Here is a 20,188-nt window from a genome sequence, read left to right as displayed (position 1 = left end):
AATCTCGACACCGTGTCAGACGATCCGTCTGACGCCCGTCAGAAGACTATCAGCCGAGGGGCAGATCACGGCAGTACCTGCTACTCGCCAGTACATGTGTTTCGCGCCACAGGCTTCGGCTCGCGATATGCACGCCGCATGACTGTGGAGGAGGCCAAATGCCTCCCCCACAGTCATTTCAGGTCCTGCCGACGCGGGTCATGCCACCAATGTGGCCGTCCGGGTTCGGATTCGGTCGAGAAGCTCGGCCTGTTGTCGCGGTGTGGTGAACTCGAACAGGTCCACCATCTCCAGCGACTCGGGCCGCTCACACGCGCTGCGGAGCGCCTCCAGCACGCGAACCAATTGGATCGAGGTGCCTCCGGCATCGAAGAAGGCGTCGTCATCGCCGAAGTCGTCACGCTCGAGCGCAGTCGACCACGCCGTGCGAACAATGGCGAGCGTATCGGAAGCCGACGGCTCCACCGCCGGTGCGGCCGCCTGCGGGCTGTGATCGTATTCTCGGTCCGGCCAGGGCAATTGCGCCTCGGCGACCTTCCCGTTGACGGTGAGGGGCAGAGCGTTCAGTCGAACGAATCGCGTTGGCCGCATAGCCGCGGGCAGGCGATCGCGCAGCGCGCGGCGCAGTTGAGCATCGTCGAGCTCCCGCGACTGCACGAGGAAGGCGACCAGTTCGGGCTCATCGGGATCCCGGCGATCCACTCGCACCGCGCACTCCCGTACCCCGTCGAGGTGCAACATCGCCGCCTCGATCTCCCCCAGTTCGATTCGAACGCCACGCAATTGGACCTGTTGATCGATACGCCCCAGATAGACCAGGTCGCCGTTCTCGTCCACCTTGGCCAGGTCGCCCGACCGATAGTGGATGTGAGGGCTCCCCGGCAGCCGCACGAACCGCTCGGCGGTGAGATCCGCGCGGCCCAGATAACCGAGGCCGACACCATCGCCGTAGATCAACATCTCGCCGGCGACGCCCGCGGGAACCGGGCGCAGTTCGGCATCGACCACGACCACCCCCAGGTCGGACAGCGGCTTGCCGATCACACTGGGTCGTCCGGCCTTGAGGTCTTCGGTACTGATCTGGTAGTGGGTGACGTGCACCGTGGTTTCGGTGATGCCGTACATGTTGACCAGTTCGGCCTTATCGCCGCACAGTTCGTACCACCGGTCCAGGCTCTCGAAGCGCAGCATCTCACCACCGAAGATGATCAGCCGGACCGCGAAGCTCCGGGCATGCTCGTCGGTCATCGCCTGGGTCAGCTGGCGGAAGGCGGTCGGCGTCTGGTTCAGAACGGTGACGCGTTCCTCGGCCAGGAATCGCGCGAAATCGGCCGGGGAGCGGCGTGTCCACTCCGGCACGATCATCAGCCGTCCGCCCGACAGCAGCGCGCCGAACATCTCCCATACCGCGAAATCGAAAGCGTACGAATGGAAAAGCGCCCAGGTGTCGGTGGCTCCGAATTCGATGCTTCGCCCTGCGGAGGCGAACAGACGCAGCACGTTGGCATGGGTCACGGTCACGCCCTTGGGTGTTCCGGTCGAGCCCGAGGTGAAGATGACGTAGGCCGGTCGCCGGTGGCGGTTCTCATCACCGGCCGGGGAGGTCGCGGCTCGGGTCGTCGCATCCTGCAATACCCGGCGCAGGTCCAATCGCCGCATCGAGGGCATATCGGTGAGCGCGCCGCGACTCGCGATCACCGGCAGCGACTCGAAGCGTTCGAGAATGCTGCGTACTCGCTCCGGCGGAGCGGCGGGATCGATCGGGACGTAAGCCTTTCCGGCCTTCAGTACCGCCAGCAACACGGTGACCAGGTCGACGGACCGTTCCATCGAGACGCCGACATAATCGCCGCCGACGGTGTCGAGGATCGCATGGGCCACCTGATTGACGCGGCGGTCCAACTCGGCATAGGTGTAGTGGCTCTCCTCGTAACCGACGGCGACCGCGTCCGGGGTGCGCGCCACCTGATGTTCGAATTGCGCTGTCAGGGACGGGAATCCCGGTTCGATACGTTCGAGGATCCCGGTCCGTTCCCCGGCCTCGGCCAATGCAGTCGCATCCAGCCACGGCACCTCAGCGAGCTTGGCGCCCGGCCGGGCGCCCATGTGAGACAGCACGGTTCGCAGCACCTGCTCGGGATGGCTGTGCGCGAGCGCCGTACCGATCTGGAGGTGGTATGTGTAACCAGCGTCGTTCTCCTCCACATTCGCCATGAAGGGGAACATGGATTTCGTCCGGCTCAACGGAATAGGGTCGATCTGGTAGCCGGGGAGGCTCAGCGACATGCGCTGCTTGTAGAAGGTGAAACTGCTCGAAGGCCGCGTTCGCCCGGCCTCGGCGGATCCGAAGATCTCCCCCGCGTGCTCGGCCAGGTCGAAATCCTCGAATTCGATCAGGCGGCCCATCTGCCGCTCGACCTCCAGGCACAGATTCTCGAAGGTGTCGATGCCGGACAGGTCGACGGTGAGCGGCAGCGTGTTCACGTGGTAGCCGTAGGCCTTGATCATCCGGCGGTCCCGACGCCGATTCGACAGGGGCACACCGGTTGTCACGACCTGCTTGGCGCTCAGGCAGCCCAGCACCAGTAGATGCACGGCCAGGAAGAAGCTGAATTTCCGGACGCCAAGCGCTTCGACCGCACCATCGATGTCGGCACTGAGTTGCGAACCCAACTCCAGCGTTCTGTGTTCGCCGGTCAGCGTGCCGTCCCGGTCGCGGGCCGCTTCCCACTCCGACACCGACAACGTCTCGAGCCGGCCGACAGTGGAGCCGAAGAACTCGACGGCCGCACGCTCCCGGGCGGGGTCGGGCACGGGGTCGGCAGGGAACAGTGATCCGCCCGGCAGCGCCGCCTCCGGCGACCCGTAAACCAGCATGAGATCGGCGATGATGTTATAGAACGTGGAAACGTCGGCGATCATGTGCGAGGCGATGATGGCCAGGTACACACCCACCTCGTCACGAAAGACCTCCGCGCTGTAGAGGGGCCAGCGATCCATCGGGATCGGGGTATCGAGCCGATCCGAGATCTCCGCCCGCAGTACTTCTGCGGCATCGCCGTCCAATTCGGTCAACGGCGTTCGATACCGCAGGCCGGGGTCGTATTCGGCGTGAACGACTCCGTCGTATTCGACGAAATACTCGTTGAGCGGCTCCGCGCCACGGGCGACATTGTCGAGAGCCGCTCGCAGTCGGTCGATATCTATGTCGCCCTGAATCCGAAGCAGGAAGCCGACATTGAATGCCGGATCCTCGGGGAAAAGAATTTGCTGGGTATGCAGCTTTCGCTGCGCCGAAGTAATCGAGCGACGACGCACGGTCACGGGATCCTCCTCAAGATGATGCGTCGAGAAATCAGGAGGTGCGCCATTGCAATCCACCTGGAGGTGGGTAGGTGCATGATGCACCGCGTACCCACCGCGAGATACGGCCCCTACGATCGCCACCGACGACCTTGCCGGGCAAGCCCTTTCGTCACGTCTCGAAGTCGAATGGACCGGACCGAGCCTCGCGTTACGCAACCCGTTGTCCGATTCCGGACGCCCGGCGATGATCGGCGAATCCGAATCACGCGAGAAATGAGGTGACCGCCGTGGAATCGTCCGCAATACACGACAGGCGATGGGCAGTACTCGGCGTCCTGGTTTTCAGTCTGCTCGTTGTCGTCATGGACAATACGATTCTCAATGTCGCCCTGCGCACGATCCAGGCCGACCTGCCCGCGACCCAGGGGCAGATGCAATGGGCCGTAGACAGTTACGCGCTGGTGTTCGCCGCCCTGCTTATCCTCTCCGGTGTCCTCGGCGACCGTCTGGGCCGACGTCGCCTGCTCCTGATCGGCTTGGTGGTCTTCGGCGCGGCGTCGGTGCTGTGTGCGTTCGCCGAGACACCGTTCGAGCTCATCGCGTGCCGCGGGCTGCTCGGCGCTGGGGCGGCGGCCGTGCAGCCGCAAACCCTCTCGATCATCCAGAACATCTTCCCGACCGCGGAGCGTGCCAAGGCAGTGGGTATCTGGGCCGGCGTCTCCGGAATGGCCATCGCACTGGGTCCGATCGCCGGTGGCGTGCTGTTGAAGTACTTCTGGTGGGGCTCGGTGTTCCTGGTGAACGTTCCGGTGATCGTGGTCGGACTCGTACTCACGTGGCTACTGGTGCCCGAATCGCGGGATCCGCGAGACGGCGGGTTCGATCCGGTCGGTGTCGCGTTGTCGTCGGCGTCGATGGCTCTGGTGATCCACGGCATCATCGAAGGCGGCAACAGCGGCGAATGGCTGCAATGGCAGAGCCTGGGCACTATCGGCGCGGGCCTGGCGCTGGCCGTGCTCTTCGTGCGGCATGAGCGTCGAACCGCGCACCCGATGGTCGATCTCGCCATGTTCGGCCACCGTCATTTCGCGGCCGGTGTCGGCGCGATCGCCGTGGTGTTCTTCACGCTCATGGGCGCCACCTTCTACCTGTCGTACTTCCTGCAGGCGGTGCGCGGATACACGGCACTGGCCACCGGTGTCGCGCTGATCGCCGTCGCGGCCGGAGTCATGGTCATGTCAACCCTCTCACCGCGCCTGAGTCAACGCTGGGGCGCGAATATCGTTGCGAGCGGCGGAATGACGCTGCTCGCGGCGGCCATGCTCTCGTTCACGCTGGCGACCGCGACCATGCCGCAATGGGTGCTCGAGATTCAGATGACCGCCATCGGCATCGGGCTCGGCCTGACGATGACGCCCGCGACAGAGGCCATCATGAGCACGGTCAGCAGCGACCGCGCGGGCGCCGGGTCGGCCGTGAACAACACCATGCGGCAACTGGCCGGAGCGCTCGGTGTCGCGGTCCTGGGGTCCGTGCTGACCATGGGGTTCCACAGTCGTTTCGACGAGGCTCGCCCGGCGCAACTCGCGGCACGGCTGGATCAGCCCGCCGCGATCCTGAATCTGCCCGAGAACGCGCTGGCCACACCGCAGTTGCGCGAGGACTCCGGCGAATCCATCAGTGGTGCACTGGAATTCGCACAGAGTTCGGTTGGCTCTCTGCGACGGCGCGAAGAGCTGGCCACCGGATTGGTTCCGGAGACCACCATCGAACAGCAGCGGCACACCGCGGAGGCGGAACTGCGCGGCTATGTCGCCGCCGCCGACGCGGCCTTCGTGCACGGGATGCGTATCTGCGCGCTCATCGGCGGGCTGAGTGGCCTGGCCGGCGCCGCTTTGGCATTCGGATTCTTCCCGCGACGCGGCCGATCGGCTCGCGCGGGCGCTCGAGGCGGGCTCGACACCGCGAGACATGAGCCGTTGACGGTGGAGCCGTTGATCGCGAAGAAGGGGTGAGAATGATGAGCAGACCACGTCCCCGTGACGAGGCCCTGGGCGTCGCGGTGCTGGGAATGGGCAATGTCGGCACCGAGGTCGTGCGAATCATGCACGAGCACGCCGACGAACTGCGTCAGCGCATCGGCAGGGCGCTGGAGTTGCGGGGCGTCGCGGTCCGCGATCCGCACCGCCACCGAGGTATTCCCGCCGAGCTGCTGACAACCGACCCCGCGGCTCTGATCGCCCGGCCGGATGTCGACCTGGTGGTCGAGGTGATCGGCGGCATCGACCCCGCGCGGCGGCTCATCCTGGCCGCGTTGTGCGCGGGCAAGTCCGTCGTGACCGCGAACAAGGCCCTGCTGGCCGATTACACCGGAGAGCTGGCCGCCGCGGCCGAGAACCACCGCGCCGACCTGTATTTCGAGGCGGCAGTGGCGGGAGCGATTCCGGTGGTACGTCCGCTGATTCAATCCCTGTCCGGAGACCGGGTGCACCGCGTCACCGGAATCGTCAACGGCACTTCCAATTTCATTCTGTCCGCCATGGATCACAGCGGCGCGAGTTACACCGAGATGCTCGCCGAGGCACAGCGGCTGGGTTTTGCCGAAGCCGATCCCAGCGCCGACGTGGAGGGGTTCGACGGGGCCGCCAAAGCGGCGATCCTGGCATCGCTGGCGTTCCACACCCGCGTCACCGCCAATGTCGTGTATCGAGAGGGAATGTCGCGGATCACCGCCGCGGAATTCCGGACCGCCGCCGAACTGGATTGCACAGTCAAGATGCTGGCCGTCAGCGAACGAGTCGATGCCGGTCCGGGAGAACCCGGACCGGGCGAAGGCGGTAAGGAGCGTGTCTCGGTTCGCGTCCATCCAGCGCTCATCCCGCGCACGCATCCGCTGGCCGGGGTGGACGGAGCCTTCAACGCCGTTGTGGTGGAGGCCCAGAACGCCGGTCGGTTGATGTTCTACGGGCAGGGCGCGGGTGGCGCACCAACCGCCTCGGCGGTCATGGGCGACCTGGTGATGGCCGCCCGTAACAAGGTATACGGCGGTCGCGCGCCGCGCGAATCCGTGTACGCCGAGCTGCCGATCGCCCCGATCGGTGACGCTCTCACGCGCCACGTGCTGAGCCTCACGGTGTCGGATCGCGCGGGCGCGTTGGCGGCGGTGGCCGGCGAATTCGCCAGTCGCGGAGTGAGTATCGCCACGGTGCATCAGCAACTGGCTCGAGCAGAGGCGCAGCTGACCGTCGTCACCCATCGTGCGCGGGAGTCCGTGCTCGGCGAAATCGCGGCCGCGTTGGCCGAATTGGACTCCGTCACGTCCGTGACCAGTGTTCTGAGATTGGAAGGCACCGAGGAATGAGTGCAACAGCACGTGCCGCAGCCGTGCACACGCCCTGGCCGGGTCTGATCGACGCGTACCGGGACCGCCTTCACATCCCCGCCGACTGGCAGGCCGTCACCCTCTTCGAGGGCGGCACCCCGCTGGTGCCCGCGCACCACCTCTCCGAGCTCACCGGATGTGAGGTGTACCTCAAGGTCGAGGGCGCGAACCCGACCGGTTCGTTCAAGGACCGTGGCATGACCATGGCCATGACCGACGCCAAGTACAACGGCAAGAAGGCCGTGCTGTGCGCCTCCACCGGTAACACCTCGGCCTCGGCCGCGGCGTACGCCACCCGCGCCGGGCTGCACTGCGCGGTGCTGATCCCGTCGGGCAAGATCGCCATGGGCAAGCTGGCCCAGGCGGTCATGCTGGGCGCGAAGATCATTCAGGTGGACGGCAATTTCGACGACTGCCTCGAGCTGGCCCGCAAGGTCACCTCGGAATTTCCCGAGGTCGGCCTGGTGAACTCGGTGAACCCGGCCCGCATCGAGGGCCAGAAGACCGCCGCCTTCGAAATCGCCGACGCGCTGGGCAAGGCTCCCGACGTGCACGTGCTCCCGGTCGGCAACGCGGGCAATATCACCGCGTACTGGAAGGGCTACGGCGAGTACTACGCCGATGGCGTCACCACCTCGCGTCCGCGCATGCTGGGCGTGCAGGCCGCCGGTGCCGCGCCGCTGGTCAACGGGGCCCCGGTGTCGAACCCGGAGACCATCGCCACCGCCATCCGGATCGGCGCGCCCGCGTCCTGGAACCAGGCCGTGGCGGCCAAGGAGGAGTCGGGCGGCGCGTTCCGCGCGGCCACCGATGACGAGATCCTGGCCGCGTACCGCCTGGTCGCGGCCAAGGAGGGCGTCTTCGTGGAGCCCGCCTCCGCCGCGTCGGTCGCCGGTCTGCTGGCCGCGCGCGCCGAGGGCTGGCTCGATGCCGGGCTGACCGTGGTCTGCACGGTCACCGGCAACGGTCTCAAGGACCCGGACAACGCGCTCAAGGGGATGCCCGAGGTCAAGCCCATCGCGGTCGACCCTGTCGCCGTGGCCCACGAACTCGAGCTGGCCTGAGTTGAATACACATCATTTGCAGAGCGCGGTGCGCGTGCTTCCGGCCGGCTTGTCGGTCACGGTTCGAGTTCCCGCGTCGAGTGCCAACCTTGGGCCCGGATTCGATTCGCTGGCAATCGCTTTGGGGATACACGACGAAATCGAAGTGGAGACCACTGATTCCGCAACCACGGTCCACGTCGACGGGGAGGGCGCCGACGAGGTGCCGTGGGACTCCACACATCTGGTCGTGCGGGCGGTTCAGCGCGGCTTGTCGGCACACGACACCCGAGCGGTGGGCCTACGAGTGAAGTGCCGCAATGCGATTCCTCACGCGCGGGGTCTGGGCTCCTCGGCTGCGGCGGTGGTCGGCGGGTTGGCCGCCGCACGAGCGCTCGCGGCGCACCTCGACACCGGACTGTGCGCGGACAATGCGGATCTGCTGGTGCAGCTAGCCTCCGAATTCGAGGGCCATCCCGATAATGCCGCCGCGAGCGTGCTCGGCGGCATGGTAGTGGCCTGGACCGAAAATCCGTCGGGCGCGGCCCGCGACCGACCGGGGTATCGCGCCATCAGATTGACCACCGATCCCCTCGTGCGTCCCGTCGTCCTGGTGCCACCGTGCCGTTCGTCGACCTCTGAAACACGAGGCTTCCTACCGGAATTCGTCCCGCACCGCGACGCCGCGTTCGCCGCGGGGCGGGCAGCGTTGGCGGTGGCGGCCCTGACCAGCCGTCCCGATCTGCTGATGGCCGCCACCGAGGACCGTCTGCATCAGGACTATCGAGCAGCGGCATGGCCGCTCACCGCACATTGGGTTGCCCGCCTACGCGAAGCCGGCCTCGCGTCCACCGTTTCTGGCGCGGGCCCGACCATCCTGACACTGTGTACCGATGAGTTTCCGGCGGAGCTGCGAGAACTCGCCACCACCGACGGGTTTGCCGTGGTCGAGCCCGGCCTAGCCGATGGCGTGCGGGTCATGTGAATCCTTCACAGGCTCAGTGCATCCGCAGAATCCGTCCGGCTGATCGATACCGGTACGCAACCTGGGAATGATCGCCGGTCACCTGTTGGATCCGCTCCGCCAGCTCAGTCAATTTCCCGGTCAGAAGGGCGACCTGAGCATCCCATTCCCGCGTAGCACCCTGCACCCGAAGCGAGGAGGATTCGAGCCCCGCGGCGGCCAGCACCGACGCCAACTGCTGTGAGGTGATAGCGAATTCGAACCGGATGGCCGAGAGCCGATTTCGGAGCTGCGACGACTGGGCTATCGCATGTTTTACAGTCTGCCGCGCGCGGTAGGCAGCCTGTCGGCATGCGGGTGTGCAGTAGACCTGTGGCCGCCCGGTGGGCGGTTGCACGAATCGACTTGCGCAAACGCCGCACGCCGGATCTACCGCAGCGCTCAACGCCGCACTCGTTGTCGTCCGACTCATGTGAATTCTCCGTTCCCCAAACGGTTTCCGTGATCGGCTGTTATCCCCCGGCGCGACGTGACATCGCGGACCGCTTCACTCCAGAACGATGCTAACAGCAGTCTGACACCGTGTCGAACCATTGTCCGTCGAGCTGTCGAACCCTATGCTGACGAAGCGGACAGTCGTGTCGGCACCGCCGATAGTGCGCAGATCGGCAACGAACCAGGAGAAGTTGTCATCACCGATCGAGACGGCCCTACGAGTCTGCACTCCCGAGAGATCGCGCTATCGCTTTATAGCCGCGCTGTCGACGCTGCTGGAGAGCGGAGTACCGTTCTCCGACATCACAATCCAACAGATCGCGGAGTCGGCGGGGATCTCCCGCCCCATGTTCTACTACTACTTCGACGACAAATATGCTCTACTCGCGCACGCGTTCACGGCGAGGGTTCCCCTCGAAATACTTGCCAGACAGCAACTGGGCGGCTGGGTCTCCGGCTCGGTTCAGCTGCACACGGCACTGGTGGAGATGGCGCGCCTGATCGACAGGGATCGATATCTGTTCGCTGCGGCGCTGCACGTAGCAGGCTACCGAGACGACATATCGGAAATCTTCCGGACCACCTGCGAGGCCGTGCGCGACGCGCTCACCGACCGTATTCGATCCACTCAGCACCCCGACAGCGCTTCGTACGCGGACCCGGATCTGGCCGCGATCGGCCTGACCATGTCCGTACGGGCTATGGTGCGCCGCCTCGTCATCGGCGATGACGAGGCGGAGACGGTCACAACCCTGGTCAATGCCACCACTTTGATCTGGGACCGAGTACTGCCCTCTCGAACTGTGATCTAGCCTCGCCGGCCGTGTCAGCCTTCGGGCCGACCACCGCCCATCCGATTGCCCATGACTAGCGACGGTGGGGGGCACCCCCGGCAACGGAACTGGCACAACGGATTACGGAAGGTCGGCCAGCCGGTTCAGCGTCGAACCGGCAGTGGATATGAATAGTCGGACGGGAAGTAGCCCCACAGCTGTTGTTGGCCGTGCTCACCGATCGTGCAGGCTGCGCCGACGTTCGGGTCACGGTCCCAATGTTGGCGGCTGAACTCGTGTGCACACCATCCTGGCCACCTTCGAAGGTTTCAGCCAGCAGGATCGGTTCGCTGGTGAAGTCGAGTCCCAGTTGTCCAGGGCAGGCGTATGCGGTGCCGGTTGCGAGGGCGGCTACGGCAGTGAGCGCGGCGACAGCCGCGGCGGGCATACGTACGAAATGACAGACAACGACGAACCCAAAGATCCTCCACGCCGTGGGAGCAGCCGACAGGAACTACCGAGCGCAGAGTTCGAGATCGCCGAAGACGCCGATGGTGAAGCGCTGGCGCGACGCCAGGCGGAGGTGCTGTGGGAGATCACCAAATGGCAGGCATCCCGACAACAACAGCCGCCCGGAACCTGAGTGCGGGACACTCCCGCCCGGCGATCAACACCTAGGCCCTAGCGCCGACTACTCAGGGCGAAATCGGCTTCGATGACCAGTTGCCCAGCAAGAAGATGCTGTTCGGTACTGTTCCCATCTATATCGTGCCCCGCCGGGGGCACCACATGCATGGGAACAGCATCCCTGGTGCCATGTATGCGCGCGTCGCCGTCCGTCGGGGCGGCAACGTGCGGGACGGGTGCGACGGCACGGTGTGCAATGCGGTTCGCGAGTTGAAGCCCCTGGCCGGTAATGGTCACTCGGTATCGGGCACTGTGGTGGGTCTTGTTGTGGCGGACCTCCAGCCGGAACGCGTCGAACAGTTGACGGGCCAACTCGTAGGGCATCTCCTCGACGTTGACATACCCCGTCGGGAGCGCGTCAATCAGATTCGGGTTCGGTGCTTGGGCTACCTCGGTCTCGACCGCTTCCAGCTTTTCCAGCAGCTGGGTCCGTTCGTTCTTGAGTTCGGTGCGGCGCTCGTTGATGTCGGCGACGAGTTCGCGGTCGGAGCTGTCGAGCACTTCGAGGTTGCGGACCAGCTGTTTCATTCGCTTCTCGACGTCGGCGATCTGCGCCCGCAACATCGAAAGTTTCTGCTGCCGTGCGTGTTCGGCACGTTCTTCCGGGTTGTCGGCGGTCAGTAGCGTGCGCCGGTACGCGCCGAACACGTGCTGGTTGAGGAAGGTGTCCAAGTGGGTGAGCAGGTCTTGTTCGCGGACGAAGAACGACCCGCCATTGGGATGACCTTCGGGGGCGTTTCCCTTCTTCGGCTGACACACGTAATACGCCGCGACGCGGCGAGTCTTGCCGAACATGCGCCGATCGCAGTGATCACACATCAGACGTGAGCGAAACCAATAGGTGCGCTTGGTATCTGGATGAATATTGGGCTCGGCGTTGGTGCGCGATCCACGGCGAACGCTGCGGGTCTTCTGGACCAGCAGAAAGTCCTCCAAACTGACCAACGCCTCGTGGGTCGGGTCCTCCGACCACACCCACTCCGAGATCGGGTTGAGCCGGTTCTTAAGAACCGCGATAGTCATGACGATGTGATCAGTCGCGTAGACGGTGCACGCCCCAACGGACAGAATGGACCTCCGAAATGATCAGACGGGGTATGCGTGCACTTTTGGTCGCCACAGCCGTCGCTTCAGTCAGCGTCGGATGCACAGCAGCGGGCAATCATGCGACACCGGAGTCTTCAACTGCGACTACGGTCACAGCGCCCCCGCCTAAGGTTTCGTACGCCTATCAATGAGGTGATCTCAGCGACTTTCATTGGTGTCGGCCGTGTTCGAAATGGGTGAGGACGAGTGCGGCTTTGACGATGTCGCCGATTTTCTCGGGGCTGGTGGTGAAGTGGTGCAGGGCGCGCCAGCGTCTCCCGCTGTGGATCTCCGACGCCGAACCCGGCTCCACTCACGACATCACCGCCGCCCGCACCCAGGTGCTCGGCGCATTGTGCTGGGCCGCGGCACATCTGAACCTGCCCACCCTCGCCGACGCCGGATACGACGGCGCCGGGATCGGGGTGCACACCCCGGTCAAACAGCCCAGCGACGGCCGCGACCTCGATATCGACACTCGCACCCGCAACAGATTGCTACGCGGGCTGCGTTGCCTGGCCGAACGCGGTTTCGCCCTACTCACCGGACGCTGGCGCGCCCTGCGCCACTTCACCACCAGCCCCGAGAAAATCGGCGACATCGTCAAAGCCGCACTCGTACTCACCCATTTCGAACACGGCCGACACCAATGAAAGTCGCTGAGATCACCTCACTGGCCGCCCATCCCGAGCAATGGCGGCTGCTGAAATCGGATCCGTCGCTGATTCCCAACACGGTGAACGAGGTCGTCCGTTACGAATCTCCGGTCCGCGCGTTCTCGCGCAAAGCGGTCCGTGCTGTCGAGATCGCCGGAACGCCGATCGAGAAAGGGGCGCGGGTCGTGGTCATCTACGGTTCGGCCAATCGTGACCCTCTCGAATGGGAATCCCCCGACATCTTCGATATTCGCCGCGACGCCGCTCGCCAACTCGGATTCGGCCACGGTACTCACGGCTGCGCGGGCCAAGGGCTCGCCCGCCTGGAGACCCAGGCCATCCTCCGTGCGCTGGTCGAGCGCGTCGACCGCATCGAGGTGGCCGGAGAGCCGGAATGGGTGCTGAACAACATCATTCACCGTTACGCGCGTTTGCCGCTGCAACTTTTTCCCGCCTGAAGGAGGCATTCCGATGAAAGTCATCATCGACTACGACCGCTGTGAAGGGCACGGGCTGTGCGCCGAACAAGCGCCGGCGGTGTTCGGTCTCGACGACGACGCCGAACTGATCTATCACTTCGACGGTGGAGAAGTGCCCGGCGACCAGGTCGCCGCCGCTCGTGCGGCGATCGTTTCCTGTCCGGTCGCCGCCCTGCGGGCATCGTCGTGAGCGAGCGCCACGCCGTGGTCGTCGGCGCATCCATCGCGGGTGTCACCGCGGCCCGCGAGTTGCGGGCGCTCGGTCATCGTGGCGCGATCACCATGATTGGCGCGGACCCGCACGGCTCCTACGCGCGGCCGCCGCTGTCGAAGGCCGTGCTCAAAAGTTCGGTCGCCGACGCCACCCTCGGCTATCGGTTCGATGTTCTCGACGTCATCAGCGCGCGTTCCGCCGCGGTGGCCGCCGATCTCGACCGGCGCACGGTCGTCACCGCTGATGGCGACCCCATTTCCTACGATGCGCTGATCATCGCGAGCGGTGCCGAAGCCCGTCGCATCGCCGCCCCCGGGCAACGCGGCGAACTCGTGCTGCGGACCCTCGATGACGCGCGCACCCTGCGCCCACGCCTCGACACCGCCACCTCGGCGATCGTCGTCGGCGCGGGATTCCTCGGCATGGAAGTCGCCAGTGCCTGTGTCGCGCGCGGCATTCCGGTGACCGTGGTCGACGTCGATCCGCCCCTGCACACCGTCCTGGGCTCGTACCTGAGCGGCCTGATCAGTGCCCGCGCCGAGAAACAGGGCGTTCGCATAGTCCAGACAACAGAATTCGCCACCCTCGTCGGTGATCCCGTCAGCGGTGTGGCCCTCCCGAGCGGCGAGGAATTGACAGCTGACCTAGTTGTCACCTGCGCCGGAGACGTACCGAACACCTCCTGGCTGGCAGGCACCGCCTTGGCGGACCACAACGGCATCCCCATCGACGACGCATGCACGACCAACGTCTATGCCGCCGGCGACGTCGCCTACCTACGCGCCGCGAAAAAACGTGCGCCATTCTGGTCCAACGCCGTCGCTCAAGCCAAGGTCGCCGCGGCCTCGGCGCTAGGCCTGCCACCGACCGGAGCCCCCACCGACGACTATTTCTGGACCGAAATCCTCGGCGTCCCCATCAAGGTGATCGGCCCCCTCCCAGTCCTCGGCGCTCCAACCGAAATCCAGGCACCCTCGAAGCCGGATCCGCCCTGCTCACCTGGCGTCACGATGCAGGCGGTGCAACCGTCGTAGCCTACGGAGTCCGCAAATCCCTACCGGCCCTCCGCTCGCTGGCAAACCCACCGATCCCTTCATCGCAGACATAACTCGACCCCCGAAAGCCGGGTCGCCACCCATGCCGCTGAGCGAACTAAGACGTTGCGCCAGTGGGGAATCGGGCATTCCACGCGAGGTTACGGAATCCGTTCTTGGCGTGGGATGGCGGTAGTAGATTGCTCGAATATGGCTGAGCAGCCGAAGAATCCACACGACGCCTACTTTCGGCATGTGATGTCCGAGGCGACTGCCGCGGCGGGCGAGGTTCGGAGCGTCCTACCGGAAGCTGCTGCCGCACATCTGGATTGGGATGGTATGGAGCTGCAGTCGTGCAGCTTCGTGCCGAAGGAGTTGCGGTCGCGCTACACCGACGTGCTGTTTCGAACTCGCTGGGATGATCGTGACGCCTTCGTGTTCATGTTGATCGAGCATCAGAGCAGCTCCGACGATTTGATGGCGTTTCGGATGCTCGAATACATGGTGGCGATCTGGAACCGCTACCTGCGGCACAACCAGCACGTGCGTCGACTGCCGGTGGTGATCCCCGTGGTGGTGCACTGCGATCCACGCGGGCATCGCTGGAGCGCCCCGACCGAGCTGGGCGACTTGCTGGATATCGACCCGGGCATGCGTTCGGCATTGGGTGACTGCTTGCCGCGGTTGCGGTTCCTGCTGGACGATCTGGGCGCGGCTGACGCGGCGGCCTTGCGAGCTCGGAAGCTGAGCGTGACGGCGAAGGTGCTGTTCGTGTCGCTGAAGATCGGCCCCGGCAATTCCCGGTTGGGTCATGATCTCTTGCCCCTCGAAGGTGAGTTGCGGGTGCTGATCGAGGACTACCCGGGCGAGTTCGACCAGGTGATGGCGTATCTTTGGAGTGTCGGTAAGACCGACGTCGCTGGCTTTGCACCGTTGATCGACCGGCTCGGTCCGCGAGCGAAGGAGATCGTGATGACAACCGCTGAAAAATTCCGTATCGAAGGACGTACCGAGGGACGGGCGGAGGCCTTGCTCGACCAGTTGGGGGTCAAGTTCGGGGCGGTGCCCGATGGGATTGTCGAGAGAGTGCGGGGCGCCGGGGCGGGGCGGTTGCGGGTGTGGGGTGCGCGGGTGCTGACCGCCCAGACGCTCGATGAAGTGTTCGCAGAGTAGGAGCGCCCTTATCCTGCGGCGGTTGCGGCGGGCATGGTGAAAGTGCCGGACAGGACTGGGGAGTCGGGGATGTAGGAGCGGGCGAAGAGGATGAAGGGGCCGCCGGTGGCGGGGGAGGGGAGCCAGTTTCCTGGGGTGGTGGGGGCGGTGGGTTGGATGCGGATGTCGATGCTGCCGTCGGGGTTGGTTGTCAATCCTGGTGTGTTGCCGGCGATCTGGTAGCGGTTTATCGGAGTGGGGGTGAGGAATTGGCCGCGGTCCTGGACCTCGTACAGCGAGATCGACCAGAAGGCCTTGGAGGGGATGCCGCCGGGTGGGAGGTGGAGGGTGTTGGGCTTGTTCGCCGTCAAGGGGGCGCCGGCGCCGTCGGTGAAGGTGATCCAGTAGTTGGCCTCGTCTCGCCGCAGGCCGAGCATGCCGGTGCCGCTGCCCAGCGCCAATGCGCGCCGGGCGTAATCATGTTGGTCGGTCGTTCCGAGTAGCGAGCCGGGTGGGTTGTAGTCGATCCAGCTCTTGGCCGCGGCGGTCTGGGCCGCGTACTGCTTCATGTAGGAGCCCAGTTGGGGGAACTGGGTGCGCCACGCGTTCTGGATCGCGTCCGGCAGTCGCGCGAAATCGCATGCCGCACCGCAGATTCCGACAATGCGGAACTTCTCGAGTGCTGTCGCGTCGGCGGCCGGGGGCGGGTCCAGGGTCAGCATCTGGTTGACGAGCGCGACGAAGTTCTCGGGATCGTCCGGGCCGTGCGCGCACTGGCCGGTTTCGAGCACACCGCACCGGATGATGACGCGCGCGCCGCACTGTTCACCACGAACCTCATCGACAGCACCGTGGGAATTCTCACCGCTCCCGTATCCGATAGTGCCGCAGCACTTCTCGCGCAGCTGCCTGATGCGCCCTCCGATCCGGACTGGCCGTGGCACATCCTCATCGGGGCCGCCACCGGTGAATGACGGCCGTTCGAGACAAACGCCGGCTACGCGGCGATCGCGAGCGGGCTGGTGGTGTCGGTGTGGGAGGCGCGGGTGAGCAGGCGGGTGAGGGCGGTGGTGACCTGGGTGGGTTGTTCGACTATTACCGAGTGGCCGGCGTTGTCGATGAGGATCAGGTCGGCGTAGTCGATCGCGGCGGCCATGGCGATGGAATGTGATGGGGGAGTGAGGGAGTCGGCGGTGCCGCACAGGATCAGGGTGGGGATGCGGGAGAGGGTGGTCAGGGCGTCGGTGCGGTCGTAGGTGGTGAAGGCCTGGAGGAAGGCGGCCATGGTGACGATCGGGGTTTGGTTGTGGATGGCGTTGGCGAGGGTGAGCCAGCGGGGGGCCAGCGTGGCGTCGCCTTCGCGGGCTTTGCGGAGGATGGGAGCGAAAGCCTTGCCCGCCAGCAGTTTCGCGCAGTGCATGAGTCCGGGCGCGTGGTGGACGGCGGTCTGGAACACCGAAATGATCGGGTGGCGCAGGAACCGGCCCAGGCCGGCTTCGGCGAGGCTGCCCGCGGCGGTCGCGATCAGGCCGACGCCGACGATGCGGGCGCCGATCTCGTGCGGGTTGCGGCCGACGTAGGTCAGCACCGTCATGCCGCCCATCGAATGACCCACCAGCACAACCGGTCCCGTGGGTGACACGGTGTCGAGGACGGCGCGCAGGTCGTCCGCGAGCTGTTCGAGGGTGTAGGTGCGGCGGTCGGCGCGCGCGGAGTCGCCGTGGCCGCGATGGTCGTAGCAGACGATCCGGGCGTCGGGGTACTGCCGCCGCAGGGCGTCGCGGACGGGAGCCCAGGACTCGCCGCGTCCGCAATGGCCGTGCAGGAGCACCACTGTCAGTTCGGAGTGCCGGGGGCCGTCGATCTGGACCTCGAGCGTGACGCCGTCCTCGGTGCGGACGGCGGCGCGAGTCTGCGCCGAAGCGGCGGGGGTCACGGTCGACATCGGTGCTCCAATGGCTGAGTGGGGTGTATCCCACTATTCGCCCGGCGCGTCGCCTGCGGCAGGAGCCCGTGGAGTGAAGACCGCCGCCCAAGGTGTCGGCTGATTCCACCTAGGTGTGGGCCGGTCGGTCAGCCGGCATCGAGAACGCTGGCGGGGACGCCGTAGGGAAGGAACCGCACGCGGCACCGATCATCGGTGTTGTCGCGGTGCGCGCGCAGGGCTTCGAGCTCGTTGGGGAAGACCTGATCGATGCGCGCGCCGCCGGTTTCCTCGATGGTGTAGATGACCCAGACCCCGCTGCCGGATTCGCCGGTGGTCTCGGGTTCGGGTTTCGCGCGGGCGCGGTCCGGCTGGACGAATTGCCCGAACAAGGCGCCGAGCGGGTTCGCGCTGGTGCGGTCGAGATATTCGCCGGCCTTGGCGAGCATGTCGCGGACGTCGATGCCTGCCTCGCGCAGCGCGCGTTCGAAGTCTTCCGGATCGAACCCGAAGGGCCCGTTGGCTGCCATCGCGTACTCCTGGAATCGAGGGCTTTGCCCCGAGTGTCCTCGCGAAACCCCGACTTCGCCACGCCGGATGCGCACAAGGGCCAGGAGATCAGATGCCGTCGAGCCGGGCGAGAATGTCGAAGGCCTGTTCGGCGGTGCGATGTTCGAGGTCGATGTCGGCCTCGACGGCAGGGGTGAGGGCGGGATTCTCGAGCGCCAGGCCGTTGGCGAAGATCGTGGTGTTGGCGGCGAGGTCGGCGGTCACCAGCAGCGGCCGGGTCGCCACCCCCTGCCCGAGCACTCGGTCGAGACCCTCGCCGAAGAAATAGAAGTGCCACAGCGGACCCATGTGGGCGTTGTAGGTGCGGTCGGTGCGCTCGGTGATCTGGTCGCCGGTCTGGCCGATGCTCGCGACGATCTTGAAGTAGTCGCCCGTATCGGCGGCTGTCGAACCGGAAGCGGCGACCGCGCGCGTCAGATCCACGATCAAATGCGCGTTGTACCCCGCGAGCGCGACCCGGCCGGGGGAGACCGCGCAGTCCGCGGCGAGGGCGAAATAGTTGGCCCAGTGCGGTTCCGGAGCGCCGGTGGTGAACTCGGCGTGCACATTGTCGAGATAACGGCGCAGCAGGTCGTAGCTGAGCCGATGCGCGTACTCGGCGTCGGCGAACGAGCCCGGATCGCGCTGCAAGGGCATGACCGCCGCGTATTCGACGGTATCGAGGCCGGAGGCGAACGTCCCCCGGCGATCCCCGTGCTGCTCGTACAGCTCGGTGATCCGATGGTTGCGCTCGACCGCCTCCTGCAGCCTTTCCAGCGTGTCGGCGCCGCCCAGGGTGGTGGTGTCGGAGAGCTGCGCGATCTCGGACGCCTCGGCAGCGGACAATGCCGAGCCGCACGGCGCCGGCGGCTCGGCCACGGCCGCGGCGGGTCCGACGGCCGCGGCGGCCGAAATGGTCAGGGCGGCGAGCGACATCGCGGCTACATTGTGCACGATGGTTTTCTAGCACATCGTCATTGCCGTCGCAGTGCACGAAACGGACAGAAGCGCAACGTGTCCGGACCGCGTGCGCGTGCAGACCGGTCGCTCTGATCGCTGCGGTCCAGCGCGCATCCCGACGCCCCGACCGCGCGAAGCCCGGCGCGGCGACCGGAATACCGGTAGCGTGACCGATCGCACGGCCGGGATGTGTGGTGCTCGGCCCCTGTGAAGTGTCTTGGGGGAGTGAGTCGATGGGTGAGATGCCAGAGTCGCGGACGTCGATCCGGGAGATCGGAACGGTCGGTGCGCGCGTACCCCTCTACACGCCCGCCTTCGCCGCCGACCCGCACCGGGTCTACCGCGAACTGCGCGAGACCTACGGCAACCTGGCCCCGGTGGAGCTCGCGCCCGGCGTGCCCGCCACGCTGGTGCTCGGATACCGCACGGCGGTAAGGATTCTCAACGATCCGGACCGTTTTCCGGCCGACCCGCGCGTCTGGCAGGAGGGGGTTCCGGCCGACTGCCCGGTGCTGCCCATGATGCAGTGGCGTCCCAACGCGTTGCGCAACGCGGGCGCCGAACACGCGCGGTATCGGCAGACCAATACGGCGGGGCTCACGGGCATCGACCAGTACGGCCTGCAGGGCCAGATCGCGCGGGTCGCGGTCTCGCTGATCAATGGCTTCTGCACGACCGGATCGGCGGATCTGGTGCGCGACTACGCTTTTCCGCTGGCGTTCCGGGTGCTCAATCAGCTGCTGGGCTGTCCGGTCGAGATCGCGGCGCAGGCGGCGGAGGGGTTTCGCGCGATCTTCGAGGGCGTCGGCGCGGAACGCGGCAACCAGTTGCTCAGCGACGCGCTGCTGCGGCTGGCGCTGCACAAGCGCGCCCAGCCCGGCGATGACGTCACCTCCCGCATGATCGCGCATCCCGCCGGGCTGACCGACGTCGAGCTGGTGCATCAGCTCGCCACCCTCTACGGCGCGGGCATCGAACCGCAGCAGAACCTGATCGTCAACACCCTGCGGCTGCTGTTGACCGACGACCGGTTTCGCGGCAGCGCGCTGGGCGGCAGCCTGTCCACTCGGGACGCGCTCGACGAGGTGCTCTTCGACGATCCGCCGATGGCGAACTTCTGCCTCAGCTTCCCGCCCCGGGACGTACTCGTCGACGACTGCTGGCTGCCCGCGCATCAGCCGGTGGTGATCGGCATCGCGGCCTGCAATACCGATCCGGCCATCCGCGGCGGGCAATTCACCGGCAATCGAGCGCATCTGGCGTGGGGCGTCGGCCCGCACGCCTGCCCCGCCAGCTCGATCGCCTATCTCATCGCGCAGGAGGCGGTGGATCAGTTGCTCGACGCCCTGCCCGAGATCCGGTTGGCGGAGACGGAATTGTCCTGGCGGCCAGGGCCTTTCCATCGGGCCGTGACGGCGCTGCCGGTGGAGTTCACCCCCTCGCCGCCGCTGCCGGAGCACTGAGGGCCCGCCGCGGCCGCCGGG

17 protein-coding genes and 2 pseudogenes are annotated in these 20,188 nt (G+C 66.1%); 13 read left to right on the top strand and 6 right to left on the bottom strand.

The window, feature by feature from the left end:
- Positions 1–198 precede the first annotated feature (198 nt).
- Positions 199–3,324: a non-ribosomal peptide synthetase gene (locus D7D52_RS26465; RefSeq protein ID WP_162958555.1), complete on the bottom strand. Its 3,126-nt coding sequence runs from the start codon at positions 3,322–3,324 to the stop codon at positions 199–201.
- Positions 3,325–3,584: 260 nt separating this feature from the next.
- Here D7D52_RS26465 and D7D52_RS26460 point away from each other — a divergent pair, with 260 nt between their 5' ends.
- The 6 genes from D7D52_RS26460 (at position 3,585) to D7D52_RS26430 (ending at position 10,606) form a co-directional block, all read left to right on the top strand.
- On the top strand, positions 3,585–5,321 hold the full coding sequence (locus D7D52_RS26460; protein WP_342775196.1) for an MFS transporter: 1,737 nt from the start codon (positions 3,585–3,587) through the stop codon (positions 5,319–5,321).
- Between the two features lie 5 nt (positions 5,322–5,326).
- Positions 5,327–6,667 carry a homoserine dehydrogenase gene (locus D7D52_RS26455; protein WP_120744482.1) on the top strand — a complete coding sequence of 447 codons (1,341 nt, stop codon included), beginning with the start codon at positions 5,327–5,329 and terminating at the stop codon, positions 6,665–6,667.
- The gene (gene thrC / locus D7D52_RS26450; RefSeq protein ID WP_120740589.1) at positions 6,664–7,752 is read left to right on the top strand and encodes a threonine synthase; all 1,089 of its coding nucleotides are present in this window, start codon (positions 6,664–6,666) and stop codon (positions 7,750–7,752) included. Before D7D52_RS26455 ends, thrC begins: the two co-directional genes overlap by 4 nt.
- A gap of 28 nt (positions 7,753–7,780) precedes the next feature.
- Positions 7,781–8,716 (top strand): homoserine kinase, encoded by a 936-nt coding sequence (gene thrB, locus D7D52_RS26445; RefSeq protein WP_120744481.1) that lies wholly within the window; start codon positions 7,781–7,783, stop codon positions 8,714–8,716.
- A gap of 572 nt (positions 8,717–9,288) precedes the next feature.
- Positions 9,289–10,002, top strand: a complete 714-nt coding sequence (locus D7D52_RS26435) for a TetR/AcrR family transcriptional regulator (protein ID WP_162958554.1) — start codon at positions 9,289–9,291, stop codon at positions 10,000–10,002.
- A gap of 259 nt (positions 10,003–10,261) precedes the next feature.
- Positions 10,262–10,606 carry a hypothetical protein gene (locus tag D7D52_RS26430; RefSeq protein WP_120740583.1) on the top strand — a complete coding sequence of 115 codons (345 nt, stop codon included), beginning with the start codon at positions 10,262–10,264 and terminating at the stop codon, positions 10,604–10,606.
- A 38-nt stretch (positions 10,607–10,644) separates the two neighbouring features.
- On the opposite strand, the gene D7D52_RS26425 is transcribed toward D7D52_RS26430, so the two are convergent.
- Positions 10,645–11,673 carry a hypothetical protein gene (locus D7D52_RS26425; RefSeq protein ID WP_120740581.1) on the bottom strand — a complete coding sequence of 343 codons (1,029 nt, stop codon included), beginning with the start codon at positions 11,671–11,673 and terminating at the stop codon, positions 10,645–10,647.
- Positions 11,674–12,014: 341 nt separating this feature from the next.
- On the opposite strand from D7D52_RS26425, the pseudogene D7D52_RS26420 reads away from it, so the two are divergent.
- From D7D52_RS26420 to D7D52_RS26400, 5 genes and pseudogenes are all read left to right on the top strand, one after another.
- Positions 12,015–12,389: pseudogene (locus D7D52_RS26420) on the top strand (transposase family protein); the annotation flags it as partial.
- A 23-nt stretch (positions 12,390–12,412) separates the two neighbouring features.
- Positions 12,413–12,850, top strand: a pseudogene (locus D7D52_RS26415) (cytochrome P450); the annotation flags it as partial.
- 13 nt (positions 12,851–12,863) lie between these two features.
- Positions 12,864–13,061, top strand: coding sequence for a ferredoxin (locus D7D52_RS26410; RefSeq protein ID WP_120740577.1), 198 nt, complete (start codon positions 12,864–12,866; stop codon positions 13,059–13,061).
- Positions 13,058–14,119, top strand: a complete 1,062-nt coding sequence (locus D7D52_RS26405) for an NAD(P)/FAD-dependent oxidoreductase (protein WP_246023303.1) — start codon at positions 13,058–13,060, stop codon at positions 14,117–14,119. The genes D7D52_RS26410 and D7D52_RS26405 overlap by 4 nt, the downstream gene beginning before the upstream one ends.
- Positions 14,120–14,329: 210 nt before the next feature.
- On the top strand, positions 14,330–15,292 hold the full coding sequence (locus tag D7D52_RS26400; protein ID WP_162958553.1) for an Rpn family recombination-promoting nuclease/putative transposase: 963 nt from the start codon (positions 14,330–14,332) through the stop codon (positions 15,290–15,292).
- Between the two features lie 8 nt (positions 15,293–15,300).
- Here the strand turns inward: D7D52_RS26400 and D7D52_RS26395 are convergent, their stop codons facing one another.
- A complete protein-coding gene (locus D7D52_RS26395; protein ID WP_162958552.1) occupies positions 15,301–16,062 on the bottom strand; it encodes a DUF1214 domain-containing protein in 762 nt (253 codons plus the stop codon).
- On the opposite strand from D7D52_RS26395, the gene D7D52_RS26390 reads away from it, so the two are divergent.
- Positions 16,036–16,245, top strand: coding sequence for a hypothetical protein (locus D7D52_RS26390; protein WP_120740571.1), 210 nt, complete (start codon positions 16,036–16,038; stop codon positions 16,243–16,245). The genes D7D52_RS26395 and D7D52_RS26390 overlap by 27 nt on opposite strands.
- 23 nt (positions 16,246–16,268) lie before the next feature.
- On the opposite strand, the gene D7D52_RS26385 is transcribed toward D7D52_RS26390, so the two are convergent.
- The 3 genes from D7D52_RS26385 to D7D52_RS26375 form a co-directional block, all read right to left on the bottom strand.
- The gene (locus D7D52_RS26385) at positions 16,269–17,216 is read right to left on the bottom strand and encodes an alpha/beta fold hydrolase (RefSeq protein WP_120740569.1); all 948 of its coding nucleotides are present in this window, start codon (positions 17,214–17,216) and stop codon (positions 16,269–16,271) included.
- A gap of 128 nt (positions 17,217–17,344) precedes the next feature.
- The gene (locus tag D7D52_RS26380) at positions 17,345–17,725 is read right to left on the bottom strand and encodes a hypothetical protein (RefSeq protein WP_120740567.1); all 381 of its coding nucleotides are present in this window, start codon (positions 17,723–17,725) and stop codon (positions 17,345–17,347) included.
- Positions 17,726–17,813: 88 nt separating this feature from the next.
- A complete protein-coding gene (locus D7D52_RS26375; protein WP_246023302.1) occupies positions 17,814–18,698 on the bottom strand; it encodes a DUF5995 family protein in 885 nt (294 codons plus the stop codon).
- Positions 18,699–18,937: 239 nt separating this feature from the next.
- Here D7D52_RS26375 and D7D52_RS26370 point away from each other — a divergent pair, with 239 nt between their 5' ends.
- A complete protein-coding gene (locus D7D52_RS26370; protein ID WP_120740563.1) occupies positions 18,938–20,167 on the top strand; it encodes a cytochrome P450 in 1,230 nt (409 codons plus the stop codon).
- Positions 20,168–20,188: the final 21 nt, after the last annotated feature.

It is taken from the genome of Nocardia yunnanensis, assembly GCF_003626895.1.
Classification (GTDB): domain Bacteria; phylum Actinomycetota; class Actinomycetes; order Mycobacteriales; family Mycobacteriaceae; genus Nocardia; species Nocardia yunnanensis.
The sequence above is the reverse complement of the archived record's forward strand: the minus strand, read 5'-3'. Positions and strand labels throughout refer to the sequence as shown.